General features: G+C 63.1%; 26 protein-coding genes. 15 read left to right on the plus strand and 11 right to left on the minus strand.

Annotation, left to right across the window (positions count from 1 at the left end; all coding sequences use genetic code 11):
* The first annotated feature begins 61 nt into the window (after positions 1-61).
* Both AC56QQ_RS24835 and AC56QQ_RS24840 read left to right on the plus strand, forming a co-directional pair.
* On the plus strand, positions 62-1,318 hold the full coding sequence (locus AC56QQ_RS24835) for an aminopeptidase (protein ID WP_497123727.1): 1,257 nt from the start codon (positions 62-64) through the stop codon (positions 1,316-1,318).
* Positions 1,319-1,343: 25 nt separating this feature from the next.
* Positions 1,344-1,697 carry a DUF488 domain-containing protein gene (locus AC56QQ_RS24840; RefSeq protein WP_497123728.1) on the plus strand — a complete coding sequence of 118 codons (354 nt, stop codon included), beginning with the start codon at positions 1,344-1,346 and terminating at the stop codon, positions 1,695-1,697.
* A 61-nt stretch (positions 1,698-1,758) separates the two neighbouring features.
* On the opposite strand, the gene AC56QQ_RS24845 is transcribed toward AC56QQ_RS24840, so the two are convergent.
* Entirely contained in the window at positions 1,759-2,106 is a 348-nt protein-coding gene (locus tag AC56QQ_RS24845) for an ArsC family reductase (RefSeq protein ID WP_497123729.1), read from the minus strand.
* 166 nt (positions 2,107-2,272) lie between these two features.
* Here AC56QQ_RS24845 and AC56QQ_RS24850 point away from each other — a divergent pair, with 166 nt between their 5' ends.
* Together AC56QQ_RS24850 and AC56QQ_RS24855 are read left to right on the plus strand one after the other, a co-directional pair.
* Positions 2,273-2,629, plus strand: coding sequence for an ArsR/SmtB family transcription factor (locus tag AC56QQ_RS24850; protein ID WP_497123730.1), 357 nt, complete (start codon positions 2,273-2,275; stop codon positions 2,627-2,629).
* Positions 2,626-3,105, plus strand: coding sequence for an SRPBCC family protein (locus AC56QQ_RS24855; RefSeq protein WP_497123731.1), 480 nt, complete (start codon positions 2,626-2,628; stop codon positions 3,103-3,105). The genes AC56QQ_RS24850 and AC56QQ_RS24855 overlap by 4 nt, the downstream gene beginning before the upstream one ends.
* 90 nt (positions 3,106-3,195) lie before the next feature.
* On the opposite strand, the gene AC56QQ_RS24860 is transcribed toward AC56QQ_RS24855, so the two are convergent.
* The 8 genes from AC56QQ_RS24860 to AC56QQ_RS24895 all read right to left on the minus strand — a co-directional run bounded on the left by AC56QQ_RS24860 (position 3,196) and on the right by AC56QQ_RS24895 (position 10,577).
* Positions 3,196-3,549: a SnoaL-like domain-containing protein gene (locus AC56QQ_RS24860; protein ID WP_497123732.1), complete on the minus strand. Its 354-nt coding sequence runs from the start codon at positions 3,547-3,549 to the stop codon at positions 3,196-3,198.
* Positions 3,550-3,678: 129 nt separating this feature from the next.
* Positions 3,679-4,317 carry a 2'-5' RNA ligase family protein gene (locus tag AC56QQ_RS24865; RefSeq protein ID WP_497123733.1) on the minus strand — a complete coding sequence of 213 codons (639 nt, stop codon included), beginning with the start codon at positions 4,315-4,317 and terminating at the stop codon, positions 3,679-3,681.
* 219 nt (positions 4,318-4,536) lie between these two features.
* Positions 4,537-5,622, minus strand: a complete 1,086-nt coding sequence (locus AC56QQ_RS24870) for an ABC transporter ATP-binding protein (RefSeq protein WP_497123734.1) — start codon at positions 5,620-5,622, stop codon at positions 4,537-4,539.
* The gene (locus AC56QQ_RS24875; RefSeq protein ID WP_497123735.1) at positions 5,612-6,220 is read right to left on the minus strand and encodes a cupin domain-containing protein; all 609 of its coding nucleotides are present in this window, start codon (positions 6,218-6,220) and stop codon (positions 5,612-5,614) included. The genes AC56QQ_RS24870 and AC56QQ_RS24875 overlap by 11 nt, the downstream gene beginning before the upstream one ends.
* Before the next feature lie 196 nt (positions 6,221-6,416).
* Positions 6,417-7,475, minus strand: coding sequence for an ABC transporter substrate-binding protein (locus AC56QQ_RS24880; RefSeq protein ID WP_497123736.1), 1,059 nt, complete (start codon positions 7,473-7,475; stop codon positions 6,417-6,419).
* Positions 7,460-8,329 (minus strand): ABC transporter permease, encoded by an 870-nt coding sequence (locus tag AC56QQ_RS24885; RefSeq protein ID WP_497123737.1) that lies wholly within the window; start codon positions 8,327-8,329, stop codon positions 7,460-7,462. The genes AC56QQ_RS24880 and AC56QQ_RS24885 overlap by 16 nt, the downstream gene beginning before the upstream one ends.
* The gene (locus tag AC56QQ_RS24890) at positions 8,326-9,210 is read right to left on the minus strand and encodes an ABC transporter permease (protein ID WP_489860344.1); all 885 of its coding nucleotides are present in this window, start codon (positions 9,208-9,210) and stop codon (positions 8,326-8,328) included. The genes AC56QQ_RS24885 and AC56QQ_RS24890 overlap by 4 nt, the downstream gene beginning before the upstream one ends.
* Before the next feature lie 83 nt (positions 9,211-9,293).
* A complete protein-coding gene (locus tag AC56QQ_RS24895; RefSeq protein ID WP_497123738.1) occupies positions 9,294-10,577 on the minus strand; it encodes an NAD(P)/FAD-dependent oxidoreductase in 1,284 nt (427 codons plus the stop codon).
* 220 nt (positions 10,578-10,797) lie between these two features.
* On the opposite strand from AC56QQ_RS24895, the gene AC56QQ_RS24900 reads away from it, so the two are divergent.
* The 7 genes from AC56QQ_RS24900 to AC56QQ_RS24930 all read left to right on the plus strand — a co-directional run bounded on the left by AC56QQ_RS24900 (position 10,798) and on the right by AC56QQ_RS24930 (position 19,002).
* Complete coding sequence (locus AC56QQ_RS24900; RefSeq protein ID WP_497123739.1) at positions 10,798-11,955, plus strand: fumarylacetoacetate hydrolase family protein; 1,158 nt, start codon at positions 10,798-10,800, stop codon at positions 11,953-11,955.
* A 252-nt stretch (positions 11,956-12,207) separates the two neighbouring features.
* Positions 12,208-13,746 carry a sugar ABC transporter ATP-binding protein gene (locus tag AC56QQ_RS24905; RefSeq protein ID WP_497123740.1) on the plus strand — a complete coding sequence of 513 codons (1,539 nt, stop codon included), beginning with the start codon at positions 12,208-12,210 and terminating at the stop codon, positions 13,744-13,746.
* Positions 13,743-14,777, plus strand: coding sequence for an ABC transporter permease (locus AC56QQ_RS24910; protein WP_497123741.1), 1,035 nt, complete (start codon positions 13,743-13,745; stop codon positions 14,775-14,777). The genes AC56QQ_RS24905 and AC56QQ_RS24910 overlap by 4 nt, the downstream gene beginning before the upstream one ends.
* A 239-nt stretch (positions 14,778-15,016) precedes the next feature.
* Positions 15,017-15,952, plus strand: a complete 936-nt coding sequence (locus AC56QQ_RS24915; protein WP_091576490.1) for a substrate-binding domain-containing protein — start codon at positions 15,017-15,019, stop codon at positions 15,950-15,952.
* Between the two features lie 120 nt (positions 15,953-16,072).
* Positions 16,073-17,059, plus strand: a complete 987-nt coding sequence (locus AC56QQ_RS24920; RefSeq protein WP_489860339.1) for an ABC transporter permease — start codon at positions 16,073-16,075, stop codon at positions 17,057-17,059.
* Between the two features lie 3 nt (positions 17,060-17,062).
* The gene (locus AC56QQ_RS24925) at positions 17,063-17,854 is read left to right on the plus strand and encodes an ATP-binding cassette domain-containing protein (RefSeq protein ID WP_497123742.1); all 792 of its coding nucleotides are present in this window, start codon (positions 17,063-17,065) and stop codon (positions 17,852-17,854) included.
* Positions 17,855-17,979: 125 nt separating this feature from the next.
* On the plus strand, positions 17,980-19,002 hold the full coding sequence (locus AC56QQ_RS24930) for a LacI family DNA-binding transcriptional regulator (protein ID WP_497123743.1): 1,023 nt from the start codon (positions 17,980-17,982) through the stop codon (positions 19,000-19,002).
* A gap of 339 nt (positions 19,003-19,341) precedes the next feature.
* Here AC56QQ_RS24930 and AC56QQ_RS24935 read toward each other — a convergent pair whose 3' ends face one another.
* A complete protein-coding gene (locus AC56QQ_RS24935) occupies positions 19,342-19,932 on the minus strand; it encodes a TetR/AcrR family transcriptional regulator (protein ID WP_489860336.1) in 591 nt (196 codons plus the stop codon).
* 245 nt (positions 19,933-20,177) lie between these two features.
* On the opposite strand from AC56QQ_RS24935, the gene AC56QQ_RS24940 reads away from it, so the two are divergent.
* From AC56QQ_RS24940 to AC56QQ_RS24950, 3 genes are read left to right on the plus strand one after another with little or no spacing between them, the layout of a single operon-like run.
* Positions 20,178-20,429, plus strand: a complete 252-nt coding sequence (locus AC56QQ_RS24940; RefSeq protein ID WP_497123744.1) for a hypothetical protein — start codon at positions 20,178-20,180, stop codon at positions 20,427-20,429.
* Complete coding sequence (locus tag AC56QQ_RS24945) at positions 20,414-23,599, plus strand: efflux RND transporter permease subunit (protein WP_497123745.1); 3,186 nt, start codon at positions 20,414-20,416, stop codon at positions 23,597-23,599. Before AC56QQ_RS24940 ends, AC56QQ_RS24945 begins: the two co-directional genes overlap by 16 nt.
* Before the next feature lie 15 nt (positions 23,600-23,614).
* Positions 23,615-24,769, plus strand: a complete 1,155-nt coding sequence (locus tag AC56QQ_RS24950; RefSeq protein ID WP_497123746.1) for an efflux RND transporter periplasmic adaptor subunit — start codon at positions 23,615-23,617, stop codon at positions 24,767-24,769.
* A 44-nt stretch (positions 24,770-24,813) separates the two neighbouring features.
* On the opposite strand, the gene AC56QQ_RS24955 is transcribed toward AC56QQ_RS24950, so the two are convergent.
* Positions 24,814-25,722 (minus strand): LysR substrate-binding domain-containing protein, encoded by a 909-nt coding sequence (locus AC56QQ_RS24955; RefSeq protein WP_497123748.1) that lies wholly within the window; start codon positions 25,720-25,722, stop codon positions 24,814-24,816.
* A 103-nt stretch (positions 25,723-25,825) separates the two neighbouring features.
* Between AC56QQ_RS24955 and AC56QQ_RS24960 the strand changes: the two genes are divergently transcribed.
* Positions 25,826-26,614, plus strand: coding sequence for a HalD/BesD family halogenase (locus AC56QQ_RS24960; RefSeq protein WP_497123750.1), 789 nt, complete (start codon positions 25,826-25,828; stop codon positions 26,612-26,614).
* The last annotated feature ends 61 nt before the right edge of the window (positions 26,615-26,675 follow it).

Below are 26,675 nucleotides of genomic sequence, written 5' to 3' on the forward strand. Positions count from 1 at the left end.
GGAAAGGATGCGGACTGCGGTCTATGTAAGACCGGATCAAAACATCACGGCAGGCAGGATCATGACCACACATTCGCGCGGCGTTTCCGCATCGATCGACCCGGTGAAGCTCGACAGGCTGGCGGAGGTCGCCATCAAGGTCGGGCTGCAATTGCAACCCGGACAGGATCTGGTGCTGACATCGTCGATCGCGGCACTGCCGCTGACCAGGCGGATCGTCGAGCATGCCTACAAGGCCGGCGCCGGCCTGGTGACGCCGATCTTCAACGACGATGAGATGACGCTGGCGCGCTACCGCTTCGGCGCCGATGCCAGCTTCGACCGCGCCGCCGGCTGGCTTTATGAAGGCATGGCGAAAGCCTTTTCCAACAATGCGGCGCGGCTTGCCGTACGCGGCGAGGATCCGTCACTGCTCTCGGCGCAGGACCCGGCGAAAGTGGCTCGCGCCAACAAGGCGAATTCGATGGCCTACCAGCCGGCGCTGGAAAAGATCACCGGCTTCGACATCAACTGGAACATCGTCGCCTACCCGGACCTCGCCTGGGCCAAGCAGGTCTTCCCGGACGATGCCGACGATGTTGCCGTGGCGAAACTCGCCGACGCCATCTTTGCCGCATCGCGGGTGGATGTGGAGGACCCGATCGGCAACTGGAAGGCGCACAACGCAGCGCTGCGCGGCCGCACGGAATGGCTCAACGGGCACAATTTCCACGCGCTGCACTTCCGCGGACCCGGCACAGACCTGACTGTCGGGCTGGCGGACGGCCATGAATGGATGGGCGGCGCTTCGACTGCCAAGAACGGCATCACCTGCAATCCCAACATCCCGACCGAGGAAGTCTTCACCACGCCGCATGCAAGGCGCGTCGAGGGCAATGTCTCCTCGACCAAGCCGCTGTCCTACCAGGGCACGCTGATCGACGAGATCTCGGTGCGTTTCGAGGAAGGCAGGATCGTCGAGGCCAAGGCTTCGAAAGGCGAGGACGTGCTGAAGAAGGTGCTCGACACCGACGAGGGCGCGCGCCGTCTCGGCGAAGTGGCGTTGGTGCCGCATTCCTCGCCGATCTCGGCGAGTGGCCTGTTGTTCTTCAACACACTGTTTGATGAGAACGCCGCCTGCCACATCGCGCTTGGCCAGTGCTATTCGAAGTGCTTCGTCAATGGCGCCTCGCTCAGCCAGGATGAGATCGCGGCGCGTGGCGGCAACAAGAGCTTCATCCACATCGACTGGATGATCGGTTCGGACAAGATCGACATCGACGGCGTCCACAAGGACGGTGCCCGCGTGCCTGTCATGCGCAAGGGCGAGTGGGCCTGACGGGATTGCATGAAGGAGGGCATTGATGGCCTTCGGGATCGCGGTCAAGCGCGTCTATGCGGCACCCGAAAAAGCCGATGGCCAGCGGGTGCTGGTCGACCGCGTCTGGCCGCGCGGCGTCAGCAAGGAGCATGCCGCGCTGGACTTATGGCTGAAGGACGTGGCGCCGAGCGCCGAATTGCGCAAGTGGTTCGGGCACAAGCCCGAACGCTGGGCTGAGTTTCAGAAGCGATATCGTGCCGAACTGGACGGGAATGGCGAGGTGGTGGAACAACTGCGCGCCATGCTCCACGACGGCAAGGTGACGCTGCTCTACGGCGCGCATGACGAAGCGCACAACAATGCGGTGGCGCTGGCGGCGTATCTGCGGGGAGAGTGACCTTCCCCGTCGTCATCCTCTGGGTCGCCGCCGGAGGATGACGAAGCCGGGTGTACAGCGCCTACTTCACCGCCTGCTCATAAACATCCGGCTTGAAGCCGACGAGAATACTGTCACCGACCTCCAGCACCGGGCGCTTGATCATCGTCGGCTTGGCCAGCATCAGCGCCTTGGCCTTCTGCTCGTCGAGCGATTGCTTGTCTGCCTCCGGCAGTTCGCGGAATGTGGTGCTACCCTTGTTGAGCAGTTTTTCCCAGCCGACCTTGCCGACCCAGCCATTCAGCTTGCCCGCCTCGATTCCTTCAGCCCGATAGTCATGGAAACGATAGGGCACGTCATGGCTCTCCAGCCAGACGCGCGCCTTCTTGATCGTGTCGCAGTTGGTGATGCCGTACATGGTGATCGTCAAAGCGTGCTTTCCTTGGCTGACCGTCGAATCCGTTTCGCAGCCTAAAACCGCCCTTCCCGCTTTGCCAGCACCCAGGCCCGCATGGTCGCATTTTGGGGATTGCCAATACTAAGGATTTTTCCTAAGTATTTTCGTGCCACTTTTGACGGCACCTCAGGATCGACCAATGATAAGCCTCCCGACCACAAATCCGAGCCCCCCGCCCATCGACGGCATCTTCCGTGCGCTTGCCGATCCGACGCGACGGAGCGTTGTCGAGCGCCTGAACAGGAGCCCGGCTTCGGTCAGCGAACTGGCGCAGCCTTTCGAAATGGCCCTGCCCTCCTTCATCGAACACCTCAAGGTGCTGGAAGGCTGCGGGCTGGTGCGATCGGAAAAGATCGGCCGCACAAGGACCTACCAACTGGCGCCCGAGCCGCTGCGGCTCGCGGAGAACTGGCTGGCGGAACAGCGGACGTTGTGGGAGCGCCGCCTCGACCAGTTCGACGCCTATGTGATGACCCTGAAGGAGAACGAAAAATGAGCTATCCTTTCAAGCCGGATCCCAGACTGGACCTCGTGCTGGAGCGCGTTATCAACGCGCCGCGCGAGCTGCTGTGGCGAGCCTGGACGAAGCCGGAGCATGTCAAGCAATGGTTCACGCCCAGGCCGTGGCTGATCACCGACTGCGAGATCGACCTCAGGCCCGGTGGGCTGTTCCGGACACGTATGCAGTCGCCCGACGGCAAGGAAGTCAACGACCGCCATTGCTGTTATCTGGACATCGTGCCGAACGAGCGGCTGGTGTGGACGGATGCGCTGCTGCCAGGTTACCGGCCGTCGGGCGAGCCCTTCATCACCGCGGTCATTTCCCTCCAGCGGGAAGGCGAGAGCACGCGCTACACCGCCACCGCCATCCACCGCGACGAGGCCAGCCGCAAGAACCATGAGGAGATGGGTTTCTTCGATGGCTGGGGCACGGTGGCCGATCAGCTTGCAGCGTATGCGAAAACGATTTGAACGCCACATGGCGGCCAGGACGCCGTCCCGGCCGACATGCTTGTACCTCGAAGCGAAGAGCAGGCTCCGAAGTCGGAGGTATCTCCTGCCTCAGTAGTAAAAACGCTCTTCGGTAATCTTGCCGTTCTTGACCGTGTAGAGGCCAACCTCGTCCATGGTGACACGCTGGCCGGTGGCCTTGGGCGTTATGTCGAATGTGAAGCGCACCGCGAACTGGTCGCCGTTGACATAGGGTCCCTCGACCGAGCCGCCATGGACCTCGTGGTTTTCTTGCCACCATTGGCTTTTCTGCCTGAGTGCCTCCTTGCCGTGGCTGACGGCCATCGGTCCCTCCATGGCTTCGTAGCTGGCGATGTCCTCGGCATTGTATTTTTCAGCAGCACCGTTGTGATCACCCTGCTTGAGGAGTTCGGTGAAATCCTTGGCAATTTCCGCGATGGTCATTTGTGTTCCTCCTGTTCGGACGCATTCGAAGTAGGGAAGCGCTTGTCGGCCCGCCACCTTTGGCCCGGTCGATAGCTGACAAGGTGTGTCAGGACGATGGATATAGAGCTGCTGTGTGACGACGATTTCTCACATACCGGCCAGGGAATCGTCCTGGCCGGTCAATTGCCAACGTCCACGCTCCTTGTAGACACCCTTGCCGATAAGACTGTGGATGAGCACAAAATCCCGCACCAACCAGCTGACTGGATCAATCGATCGTTCGCGGATTTTGGGAACACGCGCTTCATCGCGAAGCAACGTGACATGCGGTTCGATGGACTTTGTGAGAAAGCATTTCAACGGGCTGTCGGAAATCAGCGCAGTGAGGTTGCGCCAGAATTCTTGCAGTGCCGGATTGCTGCCACTGCCACCGCGCAGAACAAGCGAACCGCCACCAAAAGCCGACAGGCGATCGAACGAAACCTCGAAAGGTTTTGCAACGATCATCGAGCCTATGCGGCAGGCGATTTCGACCAACTCTTGTGGAAATCCGTCATGGTCACCGAGACCGACGAGCGAGATATGGATGTGATCTTCCGGAACAAACCAGCCTTGCAACCCTAACTCCCGATCCAGGTCGACAGCCTTCCGCGCGAGAGGGCCGGCGATAGCGCTCTCAGCAAGGATGGCGAAGAATATCCGGTCGTCGAAATGTCGCTCGAACTCTTCCCATTGGAAAAAGGTCTGACCGTTCTTGGCGGTCCCGAATGCAGGTTGCCCACTCATAACTGAACTCGACCGGCAAATTGTATCCGGTTGAGAATTATAGAACAAATAGGGAACAAATCAAGCAAAAATGGGACGGACGTCGGGGCTGCGGCATTGGCGGGATGAATCGCCTAGTGGGCGTATTCGCGGCCGTTGCCAGACTTTGTTTGTAACCACCGAACGGCGCGAACGTGTCCCGCGCGCAGTTGGGCTGCTGACTTGAAACGCTGGATGAGACTAGCTGGGCAGCACGGGGCAGTTGGCGCCGCGGCGCAGACTGATATGGGCCACGTCGCCGACGCTGAATTGAAACCCCTCGGCCTGGCGGGGCGCGTCGATGACGATCGGAACGCCCTGCCCGAGTTCGGCATGCAGGCGCAGCGTACGGCCGTGAAAGACGATGCTGTTGACGCGCGCCGGTGCCGTGCCGGCCGTGGCTTCGGTCGTCGCCAGGAGATCCTCCGGCCGCACGCCGATGATGCGCATTGTGCCCGCGCTCGGCGCCTCGCCATTTTCCGGCATGGCTTCCAGCGGCAGAGCGCCGGCCGTGAAGCGCAAGCGATCGCCGTCGCGGCCGACAAAGCGCGACTGCAGCAGGTTCATCGTGCCGATGAAGCTGGCGACGAATGTGGTGGCGGGCCGGTCATAGAGCGTCGCCGGCGGCGCGATCTGCTCGATGCGGCCCTTGTTCATGACGACGATGCGGTCGGAGATCGACAGCGCTTCAGTCTGGTCATGGGTGACCATGACGAAGGTGGTGCCAAGGCTGGACTGCAGCCGCTTCAGTTCGACCTGCATCTGTTCGCGCAGATGCGCATCGAGCGCCGACAGCGGTTCGTCGAGCAGCAGCACGCGCGGCTCGCAGACGATGGCGCGGGCGAGTGCGACGCGCTGGCGCTGGCCGCCCGAGAGTTCGGACACGCGGGCGCCAAGCTTGTCGGCAAGGCCGACCATGTCGAGGGCTTCGCCGACGCGTTTTGCCTGCTCGGCACCGGACAACTTTCGCAGGGAGAGGCCGAAACCGACATTTTCAGCGACGTTCATGTGCGGAAACAGCGCATAGTCCTGGAACACGGTGTTGACGGGCCGATCGAACGGCCGAAGCGCGGTGATGTCACGGCCGTCGAGCAACACCTTGCCGCTCGACGGGCTTTCGAACCCGGCGATGACCCGCAGGCTGGTTGTCTTGCCGCAGCCGGATGGACCAAGAAGGGTGAGAAACTCGCCACGGACGATGTCGAGATCGACGGCGTCGAGTCCGACGATGCCGCCGGGAAAAACCTTCGAGACCGCTTGCAACCGGACGAGAGGATCAGGCGCCATCGCGAACCTCGGACGGTTTCGTGGTGTTGACCCAGAGGATCTGGCAGCGCTCGGCACCCGGATTGCGGAAGGCATGCAAAAGCGTGCTCTTGAAGGCAAAACTGTCGCCGCTCTTCAGAACGTAGTTTGTGGAATCCACCACCAGTTCGACCTCTCCCGACAGGACGAAGCCGAATTCATGCCCGGCATGCGCATAGGCCTCGGCGGTGCCGCCACTGGCTTCCACCGTCACCAGCATGCCGGTCAACGTTGCACCCGGCGGCGACAGCAGCGCCTTGGCAATACCTTCCGACTTGACGGGAATGGCGCGGCGGCTGTTGGCGCGCACGCAATAGAGATCGCTGACGGCATCGTTGCCGTCGGCGATCAATGCCGACGGCTCGATGTCGAGCGCGGCGGCGAGCGGCCAGATCACCTTGACGCGTAGCGAGGACATGCCACGCTCGATCTGGCTGAGCGCGCCGATCGACACGCCTGCCCCGGCGGCAAGGTCAGCCAGCGACAAGTTGCGCTCGAGCCGCAGAGCCCGCACGCGCCGGCCGACCCGCACGTCGGCATCGTCCTTCGGCCTTTCAGCCGGTTCGTTCAGAACATCCATGCATACGTCCTCGTTTGCCGCACCCGCTGCTCTTCAGAACGCTTGCGCTGCCCCTCACCCTTACCCTCTCCGCGTAAAGGACGGGGAGAGGGGTTCACCAGCGCTGGAGGTTGCGAGAAGGTGCCGGCAGGCGGATGAGGGGGCGCGCAAACCTTTGGTAGCTAGTCGTCTTCACAACGATTGGGGGGCCGAAGCCTCACCCGCCCGCTTTGACCTTTTCGAACATCTTGGCGAGTTCGTCATTCTGTTTCATCGGTCCGGTGAAGATGGTGGTCTTCAGCATCACTTCCGGATCGGACGGCAGCTGCAATTTCTCCAGATCCTCCTTCGGCACGGTGGCAAAGGCGGAGCTCAGCGAACTGCCATAGCCATAGGCCTCGATCAGGTACTTGCCTGAGTCGGCGTCCAGCCGGCTGTTGATGAAGTCGTAGGCGAGATCGACATTCTTGGCGTCCTTCAGCATGACGAAGCCGCAGGCCCAGGTCAGCATGCCTTCCTTCGGCTTCATGAACTCGACCGGCACGCCCTGCTTCTTCAACGAGGTGGCGGACGCGTTCCAGGTCATGGCCGCGACCAGCTGGCCGCTGGCCAGCGCCTGCTCGACCGAGGTCATGTCGGTGGTGTAGTTGGAGAGCAGCGGCCGCTGCTCGCGCAGCTTTTCGGCCACCTTGTCCATCTCGGCCGGTGTCATGTCGAACGGATTGACGCCGGCGAGCAGCGCCGCGACGATCGGCGTGTCATGCACGGCGTCGATCGTCGCCATGCGACCGGCGTACTGCTTGTCCCACAGGAGGTTCCAGCTCGCTTCCGGGTTCTTCACTAGGTCGGTGCGATAAAGGATCGAGGTGTTGCCCCAGTCCCACGGCACCATCCAGACCTTGCCGTCGCCGGCCTGCAGGTCGGGCAGGTTCTTGAACACCGGGAAGATCGAATCCCAGTTCTTGATGCGCTTGGTGTCGATCGGCTGCAACAGGCCTTCCTTGTTCCAGCGCGCCACCTTGTCGTAGCAGGGATGGGCGATGTCAGGGCGGAAGCCGGCCTTGACCTTGGTGAAGGCGTCATCGTCGTCACCGAAGATCGAGGCCTCGACGCCATCGGGATGCGCGGCGAGGAAGCTCTTGTTGAAGTCGGGCAGTTCGTAGCCCGACCAGGTGAAATATTGCAGCTTGTCGCCGGCGAAGGCGACGGTCGACGACAGCGCCAATGCCAGGGCGGCCAGGCCAGCCCGGGCCGTCTTTATCAGGTCGAATGCCATTGCAGTTCTCCTCTCTCGGTTTGTTTTGGTTGTGGTGGATCCGCGGGTCGAGGCGCTGGCGCGGACAGGCCGCGATGGCGCAGGATTTCGGCGATTGCGGCAATGACGAAGGACACCGCCAGGATCGACGTGCCCAGCGCCATGACCGTCGGCAACGATTTGGGGAAACGCAGCTGGCTCCAGATGTAGAGCGGCAGCGTCGGCTCGGTGCCGGCGAGGAAGAAGACGACGATGAATTCGTCGAACGAGATCAGGAAGGCCAGCATGAAGGCCGAGATGATGGCCGGCAGGCTGAGCGGCAGCATCACGCGCCGGAAGGTCGTCCAGTCGGAGGCACCGAGATCGAGTGCCGCCTCGCGAATGGTTTTCGGGATGGCCGCGAAGCGGCTGCGCATGATCACCACCGTCGTTGGCAGCGCCACCAGAATGTGTCCGAGAACGATGGCAATGCGCGATGGTCCGAGACCAATGAGATTGACGAGGATCAGCAGCGATATGCCGACGATGACGCCCGGGATCAGGATCGGCAGCCGCGCGATGGCACTGATGGTGGCGGCCAGCGGCGAGCGGCCATAGAGGTCCATGTAGGATACGGTGATGCCGCAGATCGTTGCGCCCGTGGCGGCTATGGCACCGATGACGAGACTGTTCAAAAGCGCGCCGGACAGTGCCGAATTGCCGAACAGCGTCGCGTACCATTGCAAGGTAAAGCCTTGCAGCGGAAACGCTGCCTGGATCGAGTTGTTGAAGGAAAACAGCGGGATCAGCAACACCGGCAGATAGAGAAAGACCAGGTAGGCGATGACGTAGACGCCAAGCCAGTGGCCGCCTCTTTCCGTGCGCGCGCCGCTCATGTGCGGCTGCCAAATCTGCGGTCGGTGAAGCGCGCGACCAGCACCACGCAGAGGATGACCAGCATGACGGCGACGGAGAGCGCGGCGCCAAACGGCCAGTCATTGGCCTTGCCGAATTCAGCCTGGATCAACGTACCGATCATCGTGCTGGCCGGGCCGCCGACGAGAGCCGGCGTGACATAATCGCCAACCGTCGGCACGAAGACGACAAGGGCGGCCGCCAGCACGCCCGGCATCGAATTGGGCAGCACGATCCGGCGGAAGGACGTGAAGGGTCTCGCACCGAGATCGGAAGCAGCCTCGATCAGCGATTTCGGGATGGTGTCCAGCGCCACATAGATCGGCAGGATGGCGAACGGCGCATAGGCGTGGGCGAGCGTGACGACGACGGCGGCCGGCGTGTTGAGAAAGGCCAGTGTCGGCTCGGACCAGATGCCACTTTCGATCAGCGCCGAATTCAGCACGCCATTGTAGGCCAGAACGATCTTCCAGGCGAAGACGCGCAGGAGATAGCTGGTCCAGAACGGAAGCGTCACCAGGAACAGCAAGAGGCCGCGCCGCCGTCCGGCGTGGAAGGCGAGATAGTAGGCGACGGGATAGGCGGTGACGACCGTGGCCAGCGTGACCAGAGCGGCAATGACCAGCGAGCGCAGCGTCACCGTCCAGTACAGCGGATCGGACACCACGGTGGCGAAGTTCGCCACGGTGAAACCGGCGCCGAGCAGCGAACCGTCATTGCCGCGGAAGGCGAGGAAAAGCACCAGGCCGAGGGCAAACAGGATCAGCAGGAAGGTGACCAGCGCGCCCGGCAGCAACATGGCAATCCGGAAGCCCGATGAAGACCTGGCCTCTGGCGTTCGTGTTGCAACTAGGGTCGACATCGACCTGCTCATCGAAATTTTGAAATTACCTAAGACTTTTTCATATTTGTGAAACTGTCAAGCGGAATCCCGTTGATGCGCAGTCAACGCTCCAGCGCGTCGAGCAAGCGATACCAGGCGATCGTTGCGGCAACGCCGACCTGCCGGAAAGCATGGAACGGGATCGGCCGGATCGGCGAAAGCGGAAATGGCAATTGCCTGGCATCACCGCTTTGGAGATAGCCCGCGAGGCGTTCGCCAAGTGCCGTCATCAGGCCGACGCCACGGCCCTGGCAGCCGACCACGGCGACGAGGCCCCGCTCTGGCTCGTGGATGTGCGGAAGATGGTCCGGCGTCATCGCCACCCGGCCGAACCAACGCCTTTCTATGGCGAGACCAGACAGTGCCGGATAGAGCCGCAGCAGCGCGCGCTCGAGATGCGCCCAGTCACCGGCGCTCGTCGGCAAGGCCATGCGACCACGCCCGCCGAGCACCAGCCGCCCATCGGCGCTCTTGCGGTAATAGACAAGGATGCGCCTGGAATCCGACACCGCCTGCCCTTCCGGCAGGATCGTGGCTGCCAGGTCAGGCGGTAACGGCGCGGTCGCAATCTGGAAGGAATGCAACGGCACGATCGTCTCGGCGAGGCCGGGGATCAGGCCGTCCGTGTAGGCGTTGGTCGCCAGGACGACCGCCTTGGCCTGCAATTCCGCGCCATTTTCGGTTGAAATGCGCCAGATATCAGCGGCATTGGTGAGCCGTACGACCCTCTGGCGTTCGGCTATGCGCACACCAGCCGCCGCTGTGACCCGGGCAAGTTCCGACGTATAAGCAAGCGGGTCGATCACACCGGCGCGGCGATCGTGCCAGCCGCCGAGATAGCCGCGCGCGCCAGTCATCGAAGCGATCTCCGTCGCGCTCAGAAGCCTGACGTCGGCACCCCGCGCCCGCCATTGCCGGTCGCGGTTTGCCGCTGCTTTCAGTGCAACCTCGGTATGAGCCGCCTGGATCCAGCCCTTTTGAACGAACGGCACCGACAGCTGTTCGTCGCGGATCAGTTCGAACACCGCATCGGCGGTCGAGGCGGCAAAATTGACAAGCGCCTCGCCGCGCTCCTCGCCAAAATGCTCCAGCAGCCATTCCGGATCATATTTCAGGCCGGGAATGACCTGCCCGCCATTGAGCCCCGACGCGCCCTGGCCGATTTCACCGGCCTCCAGCACCTGGACCGACATGCCAAGGCGAGCAGCATGCAGCGCCGTCGACAGCCCCATGATACCACCGCCGACAACCACGACATCGACACGATCACCGCTTGAAAAAAGCGACTGAAACTTGGAAGCTGCCTGCGGCTTGCGCCAGATCGGATCAGAGAATGGTGCGGACAAAGGGTCACCTGGATGCGCTGCGTTTCGGTGAAAATCCTAGCCAATATTTCACAGTTTTGAAAGAGCGCTTCGGTTTTCGTTTGTGGACTGTCGCCAGCGGATCTTCGCAGAACTGGAATCCGATCGACAGTGACGGGATAGACCTTTGACCGGAATCCGGTGAAAGTGCCGCGCCGATCCGGCCAACTCGCATTGTTGATCATCCAGAGGACCGAACGCCATGACGAACCCGACGCACCTGCCCGCCGAAGGCCTCTTTCTCGGCCGCGCCAGGAGCAGTGATGCCTTGCATCCGCTGGTGGTGACGGTCCGCGATGGCACCGTGTTCGACATCACATCGCGTGCGGCTCCGACCGTGCGTGATGTCTGTGAGATGGCTGATCCCGCCGGTCACGTCCGATCGGCCAAGGGTAAGCCAATCGGGCCACTCGACGCCATCGCCGCCAACAGCTTCCAGGCGGCACGCGATCCGGCAAAGCCGTATCTCTTGTCCCCGGTCGACCTGCAGGCGGTCAAGGCGTCAGGCGTTACCTTCGTCGTCAGCCTGCTGGAACGGGTGATCGAGGAACAGGCGCGCGGTTCGGCGGAAAAGGCCGACGCCATCCGCGCCGACATCGCCGGGCTGATCGGCCATGACCTGTCAAAGCTCAAGCCCGGTTCGCCAGAGGCGATGGAGATCAAGGCCAAGCTCATCGCGCGCGGCGCCTGGTCGCAATATCTGGAAGTCGGCATCGGCCCCGATGCCGAGATCTTCACCAAATGCCAGCCGATGGCCTCGGTCGGCTTCGGTGCCGATGTCGGGCTGCACCCGGTGTCGACCTGGAACAATCCGGAGCCGGAGATCGCCATGATCGCCGCCAGCAGCGGCAGGATCGTCGGCGCCACCATCGGCAACGATGTCAATCTGCGCGACGTCGAAGGGCGGTCGGCGCTGCTGCTCGGCAAGGCCAAGGACAACAATGCCTCGGCGGCGCTGGGTCCGTTCATCCGCCTGTTCGATGACACGTTTTCGATCGATGACGTGAAGCGGGCTGTCGTGCGCCTGAAGGTCGAGGGCGAGGATGGGTTCTCGCTGGAGGGCGCGAGTTCGATGGCCGAGATCAGCCGTTCGCCGGAAGAACTGGTTGCCGCCGCCATGGGCCCGCATCATCAGTATCCGGACGGGCTGGCGCTCTATCTCGGCACCATGTTCGTACCGTCCAAGGATCGCGGCGAGAAGGGCAAGGGCTTCACCCACAAGGTCGGCGACATCGTCACCATCTCGTCGGAGAAATTCGGCGCGCTGGTCAACCGGGTACGGTTGTCGCCCGACTGCCCGCACTGGACCTACGGCGCCAGCCATCTGATGCGAGAGCTGGCGAAGGCGGAACTCATCTAGGGCTTGTCGATATTCAGGTGATGCCGGTCTGCAAATGGCGGTTTCCTGTGCTTCCGGCACTCGCGTACCCGAACGTACGCTCCGTTCCGGTTCTCGGAACTCACCATTCTCGACTCGGCCTGACCTGAATCTCGACAAACCCTAACCAGCTTCCGCCCGAAGGGGACGCCATCAACACAATTTTGTGCGCAACCCGGGTGACTGCGGACGCAATCCGCTCCAAGATCGCGGCGCGGTCGGGGGGCCGTCGATATGTCCGATTCGCCGATACTCTTCGTGCGCACCATCGCCAAGCGCTTTGGCGGCACGGTTGTGCTCGAAGACATGAACCTTACGGTCGAGCGCGGCTCGATCCACGCGGTGGTTGGCGAAAGCGGCGCCGGCAAGTCGACGCTGATAAAGGTGCTCGCCGGTATCGTCCGGCCAGACAGCGGCACTATCGAATATGACGGCAAGAAAGTGACAATCGGCAGCCCCGATGCGGCGCGAAAGCAAGGCATTGGCGTGGTCCTCCAGCAGGCCGGCCTGTTTCCGGAGCGCCCGGTGCTCGCCAATCTGTTCGTCAACGGCGAACCGCTGCACAACGGGCTGATCTCCCGACGCGAAATGGAGGCACGCAGCCGCGACGCGCTTCGCCAGCTTGGTCTCGTCGTCGATGTCCATCGCCCGCTCAGCGATCTGGCACCCGGCGAACGGCAGCTCATAGCCATCGCCCGCGCACTCCTGGAAAACCCGAGGCTGCTCATCCTCGACGACCCGGCTTCGGCGCTCGACCGGCGTCAGAGCGAGCGGCTGTTCGTGGTGTTGCGGGGGTTGAAAGCCAGGGGCATGAGCATGCTCTACGCATCGAACCGGCTGGAGGAGACGCTTGCCATTGCCGACCAGCTGACGGTCATCCGCAACGGCCGCGACGTGCTGTCCAAGGCGCGGCAGGACCTGACGGTGTCCGAGGAAACCATGATCGGCCAGTTGCGCCAGTCCCTGTTTCCACTACCGCCCAGAGCCTTGCCGACACTTGCCGGCACGCTGCGGCCGCAGATCACAATCGCCGGGCTTGGCGGCGGCAGACTGAATGGGATCAGCTTCACGGCCCGCGCCGGCGAGATCGTCGGCCTTGCCGGACTTGCCGGTTCCGGGGCGTCGAACCTGCTTGCCATGTTGTTCGGGCAGCAAAAGGCGCGCGAAGGCAAGGTGCGTTTTCCGGATGGCGACGGCTTGCCGAGGAACCGCACGGAGGCGGCGCGACGCAACATCTGCCTGATTTCAGGCGAGCGCGGCAACGGGTTGATGCCCGGCAAGTCGATCGCCTTCAACCTGTCGAACGTCGTCGTCGGCGCGCGCGACTGGGGTACGCGCTGGTACTCGCCCAGGATGGCACTCGGCCGCGCCGCGCGGCAGATCGAGGCGCTGCGCATCAGGTCGGCACCGGAGATGCCGGCGGGCTCGCTGTCGGCCGGTGGCCAGCAGAAGGTGATCATCGCCAAATGGCTGGAAATCGGCCCGCAAGTGGTGCTGCTCGATGAGCCGGCCCGCGGCATCGATATCGGCAGCAAGCAGGAAATCTACGCGTTGATCCGCCAAATGGCGGCCAGCGGTTGCATCGTGCTGCTGCATTCGAAGGAGCTTTCCGAACTGACGGGGCTCTGCGACCGCATTCTTGCCTTCCGCCAGGGCCGGCTCGTTGGCGAGATCGCCGATGCCGCCATGGATGCCGGGACGGTTCTGAAGCTGATCGCGGCGGACGAGCCCGGCAGCGAGCACAGACAGCCCCGTCGGGAGAGCGCTGCATGACCAAAACCGACGCCGCGCCGCCGCTCGCCGGGTCGGCGAACCGTCAGCCAGGACGCGGCATTCGACTGCCTGGCGAAACCGGTGCCGTTGTCGCGCTTGCCGCCCTGGTCGGGATACTGGGTTGGCTGAGGCCCTCCTTCCTGGATCCGGCCAGTCTTTGGGCGTTGCTGGGGCAAGCCGCCCTCCCCGGGCTGCTGGCGGTCGGCATGGTGTTCGTGCTCGCCTTGCGCGAGATCGACCTTTCGGTGGGCGCGGTGTTCCATCTCGCGGCGGTTTTGACGGCACTGCTGATGGTCGCCGGAATGGATCCCTGGCTTGCCGCCCTGGCTGGCGTCGCGGCCGGCGCGGGTCTGGGCCTCATCAATGGCCTGCTTGCGATCACGCTGCGTCTGCCCGCCCTGGTGGTGACGTTCGGCACCTGGTGGATGATCCAGGGCCTGTCGCTGGTGGTTGGCAAGGGACAGACGATCGCGCAAGCGGGCGCGGATGGCAGCTTCTTCACGACGCTGTCCGCCAAGGCTTTCGCGATGCTGCCGACGGCGGGTATCGTTTTCATCGTGCTGGCACTGGCGATGCATATCGTGCTGCACCGCACCCGCTTCGGTTATCGGGTCCAGGCCGTCGGCAGCAATCCGCAGGCGGCCGCCTATGCCGGCATCCCCACCGCCAAGGTGCGGCTGCTGACGCTGATGCTGATGGGCGCGATGGCGGGGCTTGCCGGCGTGATCCATGTCGGGGCCTACGGCGCCATTGCCCCCGGTGACGGCAGCGCCTTTGCGCCGCTGGCGATCGCGGCGGCCCTCATCGGCGGCACTTCGCTGTCGGGCGGCCATGGCAGTGTCATCGGCGCTGCGATCGGCATCCTGATCGTCCAGGTGATCCTGAGCGCAATGACCTTGCTTGGTGTGGATGCCGCGTGGGGCACTTTCGTCACCGGCGCCCTGACCGTGCTCGCCCTGGCGCTCAACCGGCTGATCAGGCTGTGGCGCAACCGGCGCGTCGAAGGCGGCCAGGACAATCCGTTCGGCTGAGCCTTGACGCCAATCATCCGAGCGTCGGAAAAAATCATCGCAACTGATGCAATCTGATGGGACCGCTGATGGCGCCTGGTCGGACGCCAACTACGACTTGCAGATGGAGGCTTGCCATCCGTCGAAAAAGGGAATGCTCTGACGCGTTCAACTTGGCGTAGGCGAGAGAGACGCGATCCGGTTCTTGCCGGAACAAGAAGTGGATCCGGACTGATCATCTTCAAACGGGAGGAAATCAAATGCTGACACGGCTAAGACTCGTTTTGTATGGCCTGTTGGTGGCGCTGATGGTGGTACCAGCAGCGGCACAGGCCAAGACGTTCTACTGGATTTCGCACGGTGGTCCGGCCGATCCGGTCTGGACCTACTTCCTCGCAGGCGCCAAGCAATGGGCGAAAGACACCGGCAACACCGTCAACACCTCGTTCCACAATGGTGACGTCGCCTCGCAGCAGGAGGCGGTTCGCGCCGCCCTCTCCGCCAAGGCTGACGGCATCGTCACCACCAGCCCCGATCCGGGCAGCCTCGTCGAGATCGTCAAGGAAGCCCGCGCGGCCAACATCCCGATCATCAATTTCAACACGCCCGATCCCAAGGCCAATTTCAACGCCTATGTCGGCGGCGACAACGTCACCTTCGGCAAGCACTGGGCGCAGTATCTGGTCGACAAGGGGCTGGTGAAGAAGGGCGACTTCGTCTGGATGCCGGTCGAAATCCCCGGCGCCACCTATGGCGTCCAGGAAGAGGAAGGCATCAAGAGCGTCTTCGGGCCACTGGGCATCACCTATGAGATCACCGAGGCGACGCTCGATCAGGCCGAAGTGATCAACCGCATGGTCGACTACCTCACCGCCAACAAGGCCAAGGTCAAGGCGATCATCGGCCTCGGCGACCTCGTCACCGGCTCGATCAAGCGGGTCTTCGACCAGGTCGGCATCAAGCCGGGCGAAATCCCGGTCGTCGGCTGGGGCAACTCGCTCGACACCACTCAGGAAGTGCTGAACGGCTATGTCAATGCCGGCCAATGGCAGGACCCGCAGGCGACCAGCTACGTTGCGCTTTCACTGGCGAACATGGCGGCAAGCGGCATTCCTCCGGGCTTCAACGTCATCACCGGCGCGCTCTACGAAAAGGATACCGCCGGGGTCTACGACAAGATCCTGTCCGGCAAATAAGCTCCGAGACGCACACAGTCGCGACTGCTCCGGTGGTCGCGACTGACTTTCCATTTTCGCCGAGCTCTTCGCACTCCGATGCGCGAGCCTCAGCCTTTCCACTCATGTCGCGGATACCTCGTGGAAAATCGTTCACTCATCCAACGCCTGATCGCGCGTCCTGAATTCGGCCCCTTCGTGCTGCTGATCCTCGAGATCGCCGTTTTCTGGGGCTTCAACCATGACTTCCTGTCGCCGCAGAACATCTCCAACATACTGGCCTTCACGGTCGAGCTGGGGCTGATCGCGCTGGCGATGACACTGCTGATGACATCGGGCGAATTCGATCTTTCGGTCGGTTCGCTGTTCGGCTTCTCGCCTGTGCTGATGTGGACGCTGTTCAACAGCGGGGTCACCTCGCTGGAAGTCGGCTTTCTCGTCGCGCTGCTGGTCGCCGCCCTGATCGGGCTGGTCAATGGCTGGTTCGTGACGCAGCTCAAGATCCCGTCCTTCCTGGTCACGCTCGGCATGCTGCTGGTGGTGCGCGGCACCGCCCTCTTCGTCACCGATGGTTTTCCGCAACGCACCTGGAGCGCCGAGGGCAGCTGGCTTGCGAACATATTGGTCGGCGACTTCTTCATCGGACCGTTCCGCATCTACATGTCGCTGTTCTGGTTCATCGCCGCGGCCATCGCGCTCGGCTATGTGCTGACACAGAGCCGGACCGGCAACTGGATCCAGGCGGCGGGCGGCAATCCCAATGCGGCGCGCGCCCGCGGCGTCAATGTCAGCGGCGTTAAGATCGGCCTGTTCGTGCTCTCGTCGCTGATGGCCTCGTTCGCCGGCATCATCTCCTCGCTGCGCACGTCCGCTGCCAACCCCAACAGCGGCACCGGCTATGAGCTCGAGGTCATCGCCATGGTGGTGATCGGCGGCACGGCGCTGACCGGCGGGCGCGGCACCATCATCGGCACCGTGCTCGGCATCCTGATCCTGCGCGTGATGCGCAACGGCATCGTGCTGATCGGCGTGCCAGGCCTTGCCTACAACATCTTCATCGGCGCGATCATCCTTGGCATGATGGCGCTCCATTCATGGCTGGAACGCCGGCATCAGGCAGGGACTTGAACCATGGCCGAGCCACTGATCCGCATGCAGAACATCCGCAAGTCCTATGGCCGCGTGCAGGCCCTGGAGGATGCCAGCTTCCACGTCAATGAAAGGGAGATCGTCGGACTGCTCGGCGACAACGGCGCCGGCAAGTCGACGCTGATAAAGGTGCTTTCAGGCGCGGTGCCGCTGACCAGCGGCGATATCTTCATCCGCGGCAAGAAGGTCAACCTCCGCAGCACCAGCGATGCCATCGCCCACGGCATCGAGACGATCTACCAGGACTCGGCACTGGTCACGCAACTGTCGATCGCCCGCAATCTGTTCCTCGGACGTGAACCGATCAAGCCGCCGCGTTTCCTGAACCGGATGGACCAGGAGGCCATGAACACTGTCGCCCGCGACCTGCTCAAGCAGGTCGGCATCTCGAAGAACATCCCGCCGACGACACCGATCGGCTCGCTGTCCGGCGGCGAGCGCCAGGCTGTGGCCATCGCGCGCGCCATGCATTTCGACAGCGACCTCATCATCCTCGACGAGCCAACCAACAATCTCGGCGTCGCCGAGACGCAAGGCGTGCTGAGCTTCGTGCGCAGTGCCCGCGATTCAGGGCATTCCTGCATCTTCATCGCCCACAACATCCACCATGTGTTCCAGGTGGTCGACCGCATCGTCGTCATGCGCAGGGGCAAGGTGGTGGCCGACGACATCGACCCGAAGAAGACCAGCGTGGCGGAAGTCGAACGGATCATCACAGGCATGTCGGACAAGGAAATCCGCGATGCCATCGCCGACGGCAAGCCATCGCACTGAGCACGGGCGGAAGCCGCCTTGTCAAAGCAGCCGAAATGCGTCCGGTTGATGGACGGCAATCAGCCGTCACCTCAAATCGCATCGCGTGTCTGGCGCGGTATAGCATCGGCGCATAGGGTTGCGGCATGAAAGCCACCGTCTCGGATATCGCCCGCAGCTGTGGGCTCTCGACCGCAACGGTCGACAGGGTGCTCAACAACCGGGCGGGCGCCAGCGCGGCCAACCGGCAGCGCGTGATGGAGGCAGCCAAGCAACTCGGTTATCTGCCGGTGGCCGATCAGGTGACGCTTCCCTCGCGGCCGGCCCATCTCGAATTCCTGCTGCCGATCGGAACCAACGCTTTCATGTGCGATCTCGCCGGACATATCGAGGACTACGCCGCGCGCCTGCCGCTGGTCGCTTCCTGCCGGATCCATAACCTTGCCGGGATCTCGCCGAACGCCTTGCAGACCGCCGTTGAAAACCTCTCGCTCAGGGCCAACGGCGTCGGTGTCATCGCCGTCGATCATCCGCGAACCCGCAACATCCTGCGCGACGTCGTCGATGCCGGCATCCGCCTGGTCACACTGGTGTCCGATATTCCGGCGGCACCGCGATCGGCCTATGTCGGCATCGACAACCGGGTGGCGGGACGAACGGCCGCACTGTTGATGGGACGGTTCCTTGGCGGCCGTACCGGTCATCTGGCGATGGTCGTCGGCTCGCGTTCCTATCGCGGCCACGAAGAACGCGAAATGGGTTTCCGCTCGGTGCTCAACGAGGAGTTTCCCAACCTGATGATCAGCAGCGCCGTCGAGATCAACGACGAGCCGGAAGTGAGCTACACCGAGACCATGAAGGCGCTGCACAACGAGCCGGAACTGCTCGGCATCTATTGCGTCGGAGCCGGACGCTCGGGCGTGGCAAGAGCGCTCCGGGAGGCCAAGCCCAACCGTAAACCGGTGTTCATCTGTCACGACCTGACAAGGGAAACGCGGGGCTATCTCGTCGACGACCTGCTCGATGTCGTCATCGACCAGAATGCCAGGCTGATCGCCGAACAATCCGTCATCCGCCTGCTTGGGTCCATTGCCTCATCAGCGCCCTACCTGACGCGTAAATTCATCGAGCCGCGCCTGATCTTCAGGGAAAACGTCCCGGTGCAGTGAGGCGGGGCGGGCTGGCAAAGCCGGTTTTCCGGATTTGTATGACAATTGACCCGGCAAATCTGCACAGCTGCTATGCACAATTCATTGTTGCCGAATCATTGGGCAACTCGTAGCTTCTGGTTGTCGGCCATCTACTCCTCCCAGATGCGATGCCGACGCTGAATGGGGTGCACCTCCTCCCGCGCCACATTCGAAATCGAGCCCGCTGCCACCTCCTCCCGGCAGCGGGCTTTTTTCGTTCAGCCGGCAGGGACAGCGGTGTAACCGACCCCAAAGCGCGCCACGCATCGCACTTGATCGCACGATACAACGGCGCGTCATTGATAGCGGCGGCTCACTTCAACCGGCGGCAGTGCCCCGGAAGGAAACGATCAGCCCTTCGGCCATGCGCACGAACTGCGTGCTCGGCCCTTCGGTGCCCACGGTCTGCACACTGACGCGGGCGCCTTCGAACAGCAGCGACAGCGTATCGGCGAGCAGTTCGGCCTGACCAATGCCGGCATCCCGGCACAGCGCCACAAGGCGCTCGCGCTGGGCTTCCTTGAGCTCCTTGATCACCAGCCTGGCCGGATGGTCCGGCTCGGTCAGTTCAGCGGCGGCATTGGCCATGTCGCAGCCGCGGCCGTCAGCCTTGAGCATGGCAGCCGCCTTGCGAACCCAGGCATGCAGTTGGGCAAGCTTGTCACCAGGAAATTCGGTCTCGAACGCGTCCCACATACCGCCGGCCTTGGCCGCGTTGGCGCGCAGGCACTCGACGATCAGTTCGTCCTTGGATTCGAAGTGACGATAGAGCGTCATCTTGTTCGTGCCGGCAGCTTCGGTGATGGCGTCGACGCCGACGCCCTTGATGCCGTGCTTGTGGAACATGTCACGCGCTGTCTCCAGGATCCGATCCCGGGGACGAGAGCGCTCCACGACGCCGTCTGCCATCATGATCTCCTTTCGTTTCCAAAAAACCCTCGGCCACCTCTTGACTAGGGTGTTACCGGTCTGTAACGTCACGAATGTTACTTACTGGTAACACCTATGTCGCCTTTCGTCAATAACAAGACCGTGAACTGGTCCTGCCAGATAGAGATGGGCGAAAAATTGCAGATCATGCGGCCTCGGCCGGTGAAGACATGAAAAACGGTTCGCGAGCATGGGCTGCGAATCGACAGACAAGGAGCCGGCCAATGCCACAGCGCCGCGATCTTACCATAGATGAGGCCGTCCGGGATCCGATGATCCGGCTGGTCATGAAAGCAGATGGGGTCGACCCCCGCGCCTTCGAGACGATGCTTCGCTCGCTTGCCAATGAGCAGCGTCGCGAGGTGCCGTTGCTGCGTTCGCGGGAAGTCCCCCGTGACGGGCACGGCCAGTTGTCCAGGGTTGCCAGCGCCTTCGGGCGGGCAAGAGCAGCCGGCGAGGCATGTGTGTCGTGGTAAACTTCTTCATCCACCGTCCGATCTTCGCCTCGGCGATCGCCATCATCATGGTGCTCGCCGGGACGATTTGTTATTTCCTGCTGCCGGTCTCGCAGTTTCCGGACATCACGCCGCCCCAGGTCGTGGTCAGCGCCCACTATCCGGGCGCCAGCGCGCAAGTGGTGGCTGACACGGTGACGACGCCGCTGGAGCAGCAGATCAACGGCGTGCAGGGCATGACCTACATGTCGTCGTCGAGCTCCAATGACGGCTCCTCGACAATCACCATCACTTTCGATGTCGGCTATTCCCTGAGCACCGCCGCCGTCGACGTCCAGAACCGCGTCTCGCAGGCGGCTTCGTCGCTGCCGGCGATCGTCAACCAGGGTGGTGTGACGATCAAGAAGCAGAATCCGAACTTCGTCCTGATCGTCAACCTGACTTCGCCGGACAATTCCATCGACCCGGTGGCGCTGAGCAACCTTGCCTATCTGCAGGTCGTCGATCCGCTGAAGCGGCTGCCCGGCGTCGGCGACGTGCAGATCTTCGGCGAACGGCGCTATTCGATGCGCGTCTGGCTCGACCCCGACAAGCTCGCCAATCTCGGCATTACCGCGGTCGACGTCCAGAACGCCATCGCAGAGCAGAACGTGCAGGTGGCGGCCGGCAAGATCGGACAGTCGCCGGCTCCGGCCGGGACCGCCTTCGAGATGCAGGTCAATGCCGTCGGCCGCTTGAGCGATCCCAAGGAATTCGGCGACATCGTCGTGCGCGCCAACACCGCCAATGGCTCCCTGGTACGGCTGCGCGACGTCGCCCGCATCGAGCTCGGCGCGTTGCAATATTCATCGTCGGCCTTCTTCGGCAAGGACCCGACCGTCGTTCTCGCCGTCTACCAGATGCCCGGCTCCAACGCGCTCGATCTGCAGCAGCGCGTCAAGGACAAGATGCAGGAGCTGTCCGGCCGGTTCCCGAAGGGTGTCTCCTATGCGATGCACTATGACACCACGCGCTTCGTCTCGGCGTCGATGCATGACGTGCTGATCACGCTGGGCGAGGCGCTGGTTCTCGTCGTCGCCGTGGTGTTCATCTTCCTGCAGAGCTGGCGCACGACGATCATCCCGACCATCGCCATTCCAGTGTCGCTGGTGGCGACGCTCGTCGTCATGGAGATGCTCGGCTTCTCGCTCAACATGCTCTCCCTGCTCGGCATGGTGCTGGCGATCGGCCTCGTCGTCGACGATGCCATCGTGGTGGTCGAGAATGTCGAACGACAGCTGGAGGCCGGGCTCAAGCCACTCGCGGCGACAAAGGCGGCGATGGCCGAAGTCACCGGTCCGATCATCGCCACCACCGCCGTGCTGATGGCGGTGTTCGTGCCGGTCGCCTTCATTCCCGGCGTCTCCGGGCGGCTCTACAACCAATTCGCGCTGACGGTGGCGATCTCCGTCGGCATCTCCGCCTTCAACTCGCTGACGCTGAGCCCAGCGCTCAGTGCCGCCTTCCTGCGGCATCGCCAGCCAACGCAGTTCGTCCTGTTCCGCTGGTTCAACGCAGGCTTCGACAGGCTGTCGCATGCCTACGCTCATGGCGTGCGCATTCTCATCCGCCTGCGCTGGATCATGCTTGGCCTGTTCGCGGCCGGCTTGGTCGCCACCTACTTCGTCTGGCAGCGCCTGCCCTCGACCTTCCTTCCGGTCGAGGACCAGGGCTACTTCTTCGTCGTCATCCAGTTGCCGGACGGCGCGTCGCTGGAGCGCACCGACGCGGTGGCACAGAAGGCGCGTGACATCCTGCAAGCGACGCCCGGCGTCGACATCGTCGGCTCGATCAGCGGCCTGAACTTCCTGACCAGCGCGGCGCAGTCGAACTCGGCGGTCGAATTCGCCATCCTGAAGCCTTGGGAGGAACGCGGTCCCGACCAGAGCGCATCGAAGCTCGTCGCCGACGTGCGCGGTAAGCTGATGCAGATTCCGGAAGCCTTCGCGCTGAGCTTCGATCCGCCCTCGATCCCAGGTATCGGCACGACAGGCGGGTTCGAATTCGTCGTCGAGGATCTCACTGGTCGCGGCAGTTCGGCACTCAACGACGCGACGCAAGCCGTGATCGCCGAGGCGCGCAAGCAGCCGGAAATCAATCCGCAGCAGCTGTTTTCGCCGTTCTCGACCTCGACGCCGCAGTTCAACTACGACCTCGACCGCAGCAAGGCCAAACTGCTCGGCCTGAACCTGCCCGACGTGTTCAACACGCTGCAGATCTATCTCGGCTCGCTCTACGTGAACGATTTCAACCTGTTCGGCCGCACCTTCCGGGTGACCATCCAGGCCGACAAGGATGCACGTGCGGGCGCCGCCGACATTTCGCGGCTCTATGTGCGCAATGCCTCCGGCGGCATGGTGCCGCTCAGCACGCTGGGCAAGCTGGTGCCCTTCGTCGGCCCGGAAACCGTGCCGCACTACAACAACAACGCCTCGGCCACGATCAATGGCGGTGCCGCACCCGGCTTTTCCTCGGGTCAGGCGGTCGCCGCGATGGAACGGGCCGCCGCCACAGCGCTGCCCAGGGATTTCGGTTTCGAATGGACCGGCATCACCTTCCAGGAACTCAAGGCAGGATCGATCGCGTCCGTCGTCTTCGGCCTCGCCATGGTCTTCGTCTTCCTGATCCTGGCGGCGCAGTACGAGAGCTGGGCGATGCCCTTCATGGTGTTGCTGGCGGTGCCGCTGGCCCTGTTCGGTGCCTTCGCGGCGCTATGGGCACGCGGCATGCAGATCGACGTCTATTCGCAGATCGGCTTCGTCATGCTGATTGGCCTGGCGGCCAAGAACGCGATTCTGATCGTCGAGTTCGCAAGACGGCGACGCGAGGAGGGCCTCAGCATTGTCGAGGCGGCGATGGAAGCCGCGCGGCTCAGGCTGCGGCCGATCCTGATGACGGCCTTCGCCTTCATCCTCGGCGTGCTGCCGCTGATGTTCGCCACCGGCGCCGGTGCCGCCAGCCGTCAGTCGATCGGCACCACCGTATTTGGCGGCATGGTCGCGGCGACCATTCTGTCGCTGGTGTTCGTGCCGGTCTTCTACGCGGTCATCGAACAACTGCGGGAACGCCGCGAAAGCGGCGAGCCCGCCTCCAAGCCCACTGAACCGACAGCCGAAACCGCCTTCCCTCCCCTGGCGGAAGCGGCCGAATAAGATTGGAGACTAATCATGCGTAAATGGAAAATCGCTTTGGGAGCGGCTGTCGCGCTGGGTGCCATTTCGGTGGCCAGCGTCCACCTGCTCGACATGGGCAACCTCAGGCTGAGCAGCGGCACGGCCGGAGCGGCGACACCCGCTCCAGCGGCGTTTGTCATGCCGGTGCCGGTGGCGAGCGTCGTCAAGAAGACGATCCCGATCTATCTCGACTATGCCGCCCGGATCGAGCCGATCCGCAGCATCACGCTGCAAGCGCGCGTCCCCGGCTACCTGCAGGAACAGACGGCGCAAGACGGCGCGGATGTGCGGCAGGGCGACCTTCTCTACAAGATCTCGCCTGACGACTTCCAGGCCGCACTCGACCAGGCGAAGGCCCAGGTGCAGCGCGATACGGCGACGCTCGACTATGCGCGTTCCAATCTGGGCCGCGGCACCGAGCTCGCCAAGAGCGGTTACCTGGACAAGGACAGCTTCGACCAGCGCACCAGCACCTTGCGCGAAGCGCAGGCGTCGCTGGCTCTCAACCAGGCGGCTGTGCGCACCGCGGAGCTCAATCTGAGTTACGCTGAAATCCATGCTCCGTTCACCGGGCGCCTGGGCCGCAACCAGGCCTCGGTCGGAACGCTGGTCAGCGTTGCCGGCACCGTGCTCAACACGCTGGTGCAGCTCGACCCGATCTACGTCACCTTCAATCCGAGCGAGACGGATCTGGCCGAGATCGAAAAGGCCCGCGCGGCCGGCCCGATCGAGGTCGAGGTCCTGCTCCCGGGTGAGACCGAGACCAGCCAGAAGGGCGAGCTCACCTTCATCGACAACACGGTCGACCACTCGACCGGCACGATCACCGCCCGCGCCACCATCGGCAATGCGAAGTTCACGCTGATGCCCGGTCAATATGTCCGCGTGCGGCTGCATATCAAGCAGCAGCCCGATGCGTTGATGGTGCCTCAGACAGCGCTCGGTTCAAGCCAGCTCGGCAAATATCTCTACGTCGTCGGCAAGGGCAACACGGTCGACCAGCGGCTGGTCTCGCTTGGCCCAACGAGCGGCGATCTGGTGGCCATCCTCAGCGGCGTTTCCGAAGGCGACCAGGTGATAACAGGCAATCTGCAGAAGATCGGACCCGGAATGCCGATCTCGCCACTGCCACAGAAACCGGCTACCTGACTCCCCCGCAGGCCCGGTTTCCGCGCGGCGCCTTCGACCTTTTCTCAGGTCGTAGGCGCCGTTTTCGTGAGAAGCTCCACCAGACCCGCGACATCGGCCCGGTCAGCCTTCGCCGGCGGCATGAACGCACAATAGGGATGCCCGAGGCGCACCGAGACGGACGACAACGCGATCAACCGACCGGCCTCCAGATCGGCGCGCGCCATGACCCGCTGGCCAAGGGCAATACCCAGGCCAAGCCTCGCCGAGGCGATCGCCGGGCTGGACAGGCCCACCCGGCGCCCATGCGAGGGATCGGGCGAGCGGCTGCCGCCGGATGCGGCGAACCAATCGGCCCAGCTCGGGTGCGAGGCATAGTTCGGCCCCCAATTGGTGTGGATGAACAGGCTCTCATGCAGATCCGCCAGGTTCGGATCACCATTGCCGTGCCGGTGCCAGAACTCCGGCGCGCAGACCGGCAGCACGTCGTCATGGACGAGACGAACGAGTTTCAGTCCGGGATAGTGATAGTCGCCATAGCTGATGCGCAGGTCGATGTTCTGGCGCATGAGGTCGACCGGATCATCCTCGACCCGAACATCGATCGCCATCCGCGGAAAAGCATCGAGAAGCACGGCCAGCCTCGGCGCCAGCCACAGTTCGGCCAGCGAAAACGGCACGCTCACCACCAGACGCGTCCTCAAGCCGCCTTCAAGCATGCGCCGGCCGATCGCGGCGATGTCGCCCAGCGCACGCGCGGTCTGTGGATAGATGGCGTGGCCGGCGTCGGTGAGCGCGATGCGGTTGCCGCTGCGCACGAAAAGCTGCTTGCCGAACCAGGTTTCGAGATTGCGTATCTGCTGGCTGACCGCCGCCGACGACACGCCAAGCTCGGTCGCCGCCAGGGTGAAGCTGCCGGCGCGGGCGGCGACTTCAAAGGCCTTGATGGCATTCAGCGGAGGCAGCCGTTCCACATCAGGCTCCATAAGTTTTTCTTGCTCAATCCTAATAATTTTCCGCGTTGAGAGAAAGATTTTTTTGCCATCTCATGTGCTCGGAACCTCGGAGCCTGTAATCATGAAAGACATTCTCGATCTCGACCGCTATCCGCTCGACCGCGAAGGCAGCGGCGAATGGCAGCGCCTCGTCGAACAATCCGTCGCGGCGCTCGAAGCCGGCGGCATGTTCAACCTCGAAGGGTTTCTGCGCCCCGGCGCGGCTGAAAAGGCGGTGCGGGAAATCAAGCCTGTGATGGACGCGCGCTCGCATGTGCACAAGCGGACGCACAACATCTACTTCAAGCCTGATATCCCCGAGCTTGCTCCCGATCACCCGGCCTTGCGCAAGGTCGAGACCATCAGCCACACCGTCTGTGCCGACCAGATCCCCGGCAGTGTCGTGCTCGCCATCTACGAATACGAACCGTTGCAGCGCTTCCTGGCGGCGACAATGGGCAAGAGCCGGCTGCATGTCATGCAAGATCCGCTGGCGCGTACCAATGTCATGGCCTATCGGGCCGGCGAGGCGCTCAACTGGCATTTCGACCGTTCGGAATTCACCACCACGCTCCTGCTGCAGGCGTCGGAACGCGGCGGCGATCTCGAATACCGAACCGACCTCCGTTCGGACGACAATCCCAACTATGACGGCGTCGCCAGACTGCTCGAAGGGCGTGACCCCGAGGCCAAGATCCTGCGCATGAAGCCGGGCACGCTGAACGTCTTTCGCGGCAAGAACACAGCGCATCGCGTCACCACCGTCGAAGGCGATCGCGAGCGCATGATCGCGGTTTTCTCCTACTACGAGAAGCCCGGCGTCATGTTCAGCAACGAGGAGCGTATCGGCTTCTACGGCCGCGCGGCCTGAGGACCGACTGTCGAGGACGCATCATGCTTCGAGGCTATCAAAATCCCAAAATAGTCTCTTG

The sequence above is a fragment of the Mesorhizobium sp. RCAM 05099 genome, assembly GCF_059683685.1.

Bases quoted from the DNA above. Each gene is read 5' to 3' on its own strand.
- AC56QQ_RS24925 (WP_497123742.1), top strand. From the start codon at position 17,063: ATGGCCGAGCCACTGATCCGCATGCAGAACATCCGCAAGTCCTATGGC.
- AC56QQ_RS24865 (WP_497123733.1), bottom strand. From the start codon at position 4,317: ATGAGTGGGCAACCTGCATTCGGGACCGCCAAGAACGGTCAGACCTTT.
- AC56QQ_RS24880 (WP_497123736.1), bottom strand. From the start codon at position 7,475: ATGGCATTCGACCTGATAAAGACGGCCCGGGCTGGCCTGGCCGCCCTG.
- AC56QQ_RS24940 (WP_497123744.1), top strand. From the start codon at position 20,178: ATGCCACAGCGCCGCGATCTTACCATAGATGAGGCCGTCCGGGATCCG.
- AC56QQ_RS24850 (WP_497123730.1), top strand. From the start codon at position 2,273: ATGATAAGCCTCCCGACCACAAATCCGAGCCCCCCGCCCATCGACGGC.
- AC56QQ_RS24910 (WP_497123741.1), top strand. From the start codon at position 13,743: ATGACCAAAACCGACGCCGCGCCGCCGCTCGCCGGGTCGGCGAACCGT.
- AC56QQ_RS24890 (WP_489860344.1), bottom strand. From the start codon at position 9,210: ATGTCGACCCTAGTTGCAACACGAACGCCAGAGGCCAGGTCTTCATCG.
- AC56QQ_RS24900 (WP_497123739.1), top strand. From the start codon at position 10,798: ATGACGAACCCGACGCACCTGCCCGCCGAAGGCCTCTTTCTCGGCCGC.
- AC56QQ_RS24840 (WP_497123728.1), top strand. From the start codon at position 1,344: ATGGCCTTCGGGATCGCGGTCAAGCGCGTCTATGCGGCACCCGAAAAA.
- AC56QQ_RS24905 (WP_497123740.1), top strand. From the start codon at position 12,208: ATGTCCGATTCGCCGATACTCTTCGTGCGCACCATCGCCAAGCGCTTT.
- AC56QQ_RS24835 (WP_497123727.1), top strand. From the start codon at position 62: ATGACCACACATTCGCGCGGCGTTTCCGCATCGATCGACCCGGTGAAG.
- AC56QQ_RS24875 (WP_497123735.1), bottom strand. From the start codon at position 6,220: ATGGATGTTCTGAACGAACCGGCTGAAAGGCCGAAGGACGATGCCGAC.
- AC56QQ_RS24885 (WP_497123737.1), bottom strand. From the start codon at position 8,329: ATGAGCGGCGCGCGCACGGAAAGAGGCGGCCACTGGCTTGGCGTCTAC.
- AC56QQ_RS24960 (WP_497123750.1), top strand. From the start codon at position 25,826: ATGAAAGACATTCTCGATCTCGACCGCTATCCGCTCGACCGCGAAGGC.
- AC56QQ_RS24950 (WP_497123746.1), top strand. From the start codon at position 23,615: ATGCGTAAATGGAAAATCGCTTTGGGAGCGGCTGTCGCGCTGGGTGCC.
- AC56QQ_RS24945 (WP_497123745.1), top strand. From the start codon at position 20,414: ATGTGTGTCGTGGTAAACTTCTTCATCCACCGTCCGATCTTCGCCTCG.
- AC56QQ_RS24930 (WP_497123743.1), top strand. From the start codon at position 17,980: ATGAAAGCCACCGTCTCGGATATCGCCCGCAGCTGTGGGCTCTCGACC.
- AC56QQ_RS24855 (WP_497123731.1), top strand. From the start codon at position 2,626: ATGAGCTATCCTTTCAAGCCGGATCCCAGACTGGACCTCGTGCTGGAG.
- AC56QQ_RS24935 (WP_489860336.1), bottom strand. From the start codon at position 19,932: ATGGCAGACGGCGTCGTGGAGCGCTCTCGTCCCCGGGATCGGATCCTG.
- AC56QQ_RS24870 (WP_497123734.1), bottom strand. From the start codon at position 5,622: ATGGCGCCTGATCCTCTCGTCCGGTTGCAAGCGGTCTCGAAGGTTTTT.
- AC56QQ_RS24915 (WP_091576490.1), top strand. From the start codon at position 15,017: ATGCTGACACGGCTAAGACTCGTTTTGTATGGCCTGTTGGTGGCGCTG.
- AC56QQ_RS24860 (WP_497123732.1), bottom strand. From the start codon at position 3,549: ATGACCATCGCGGAAATTGCCAAGGATTTCACCGAACTCCTCAAGCAG.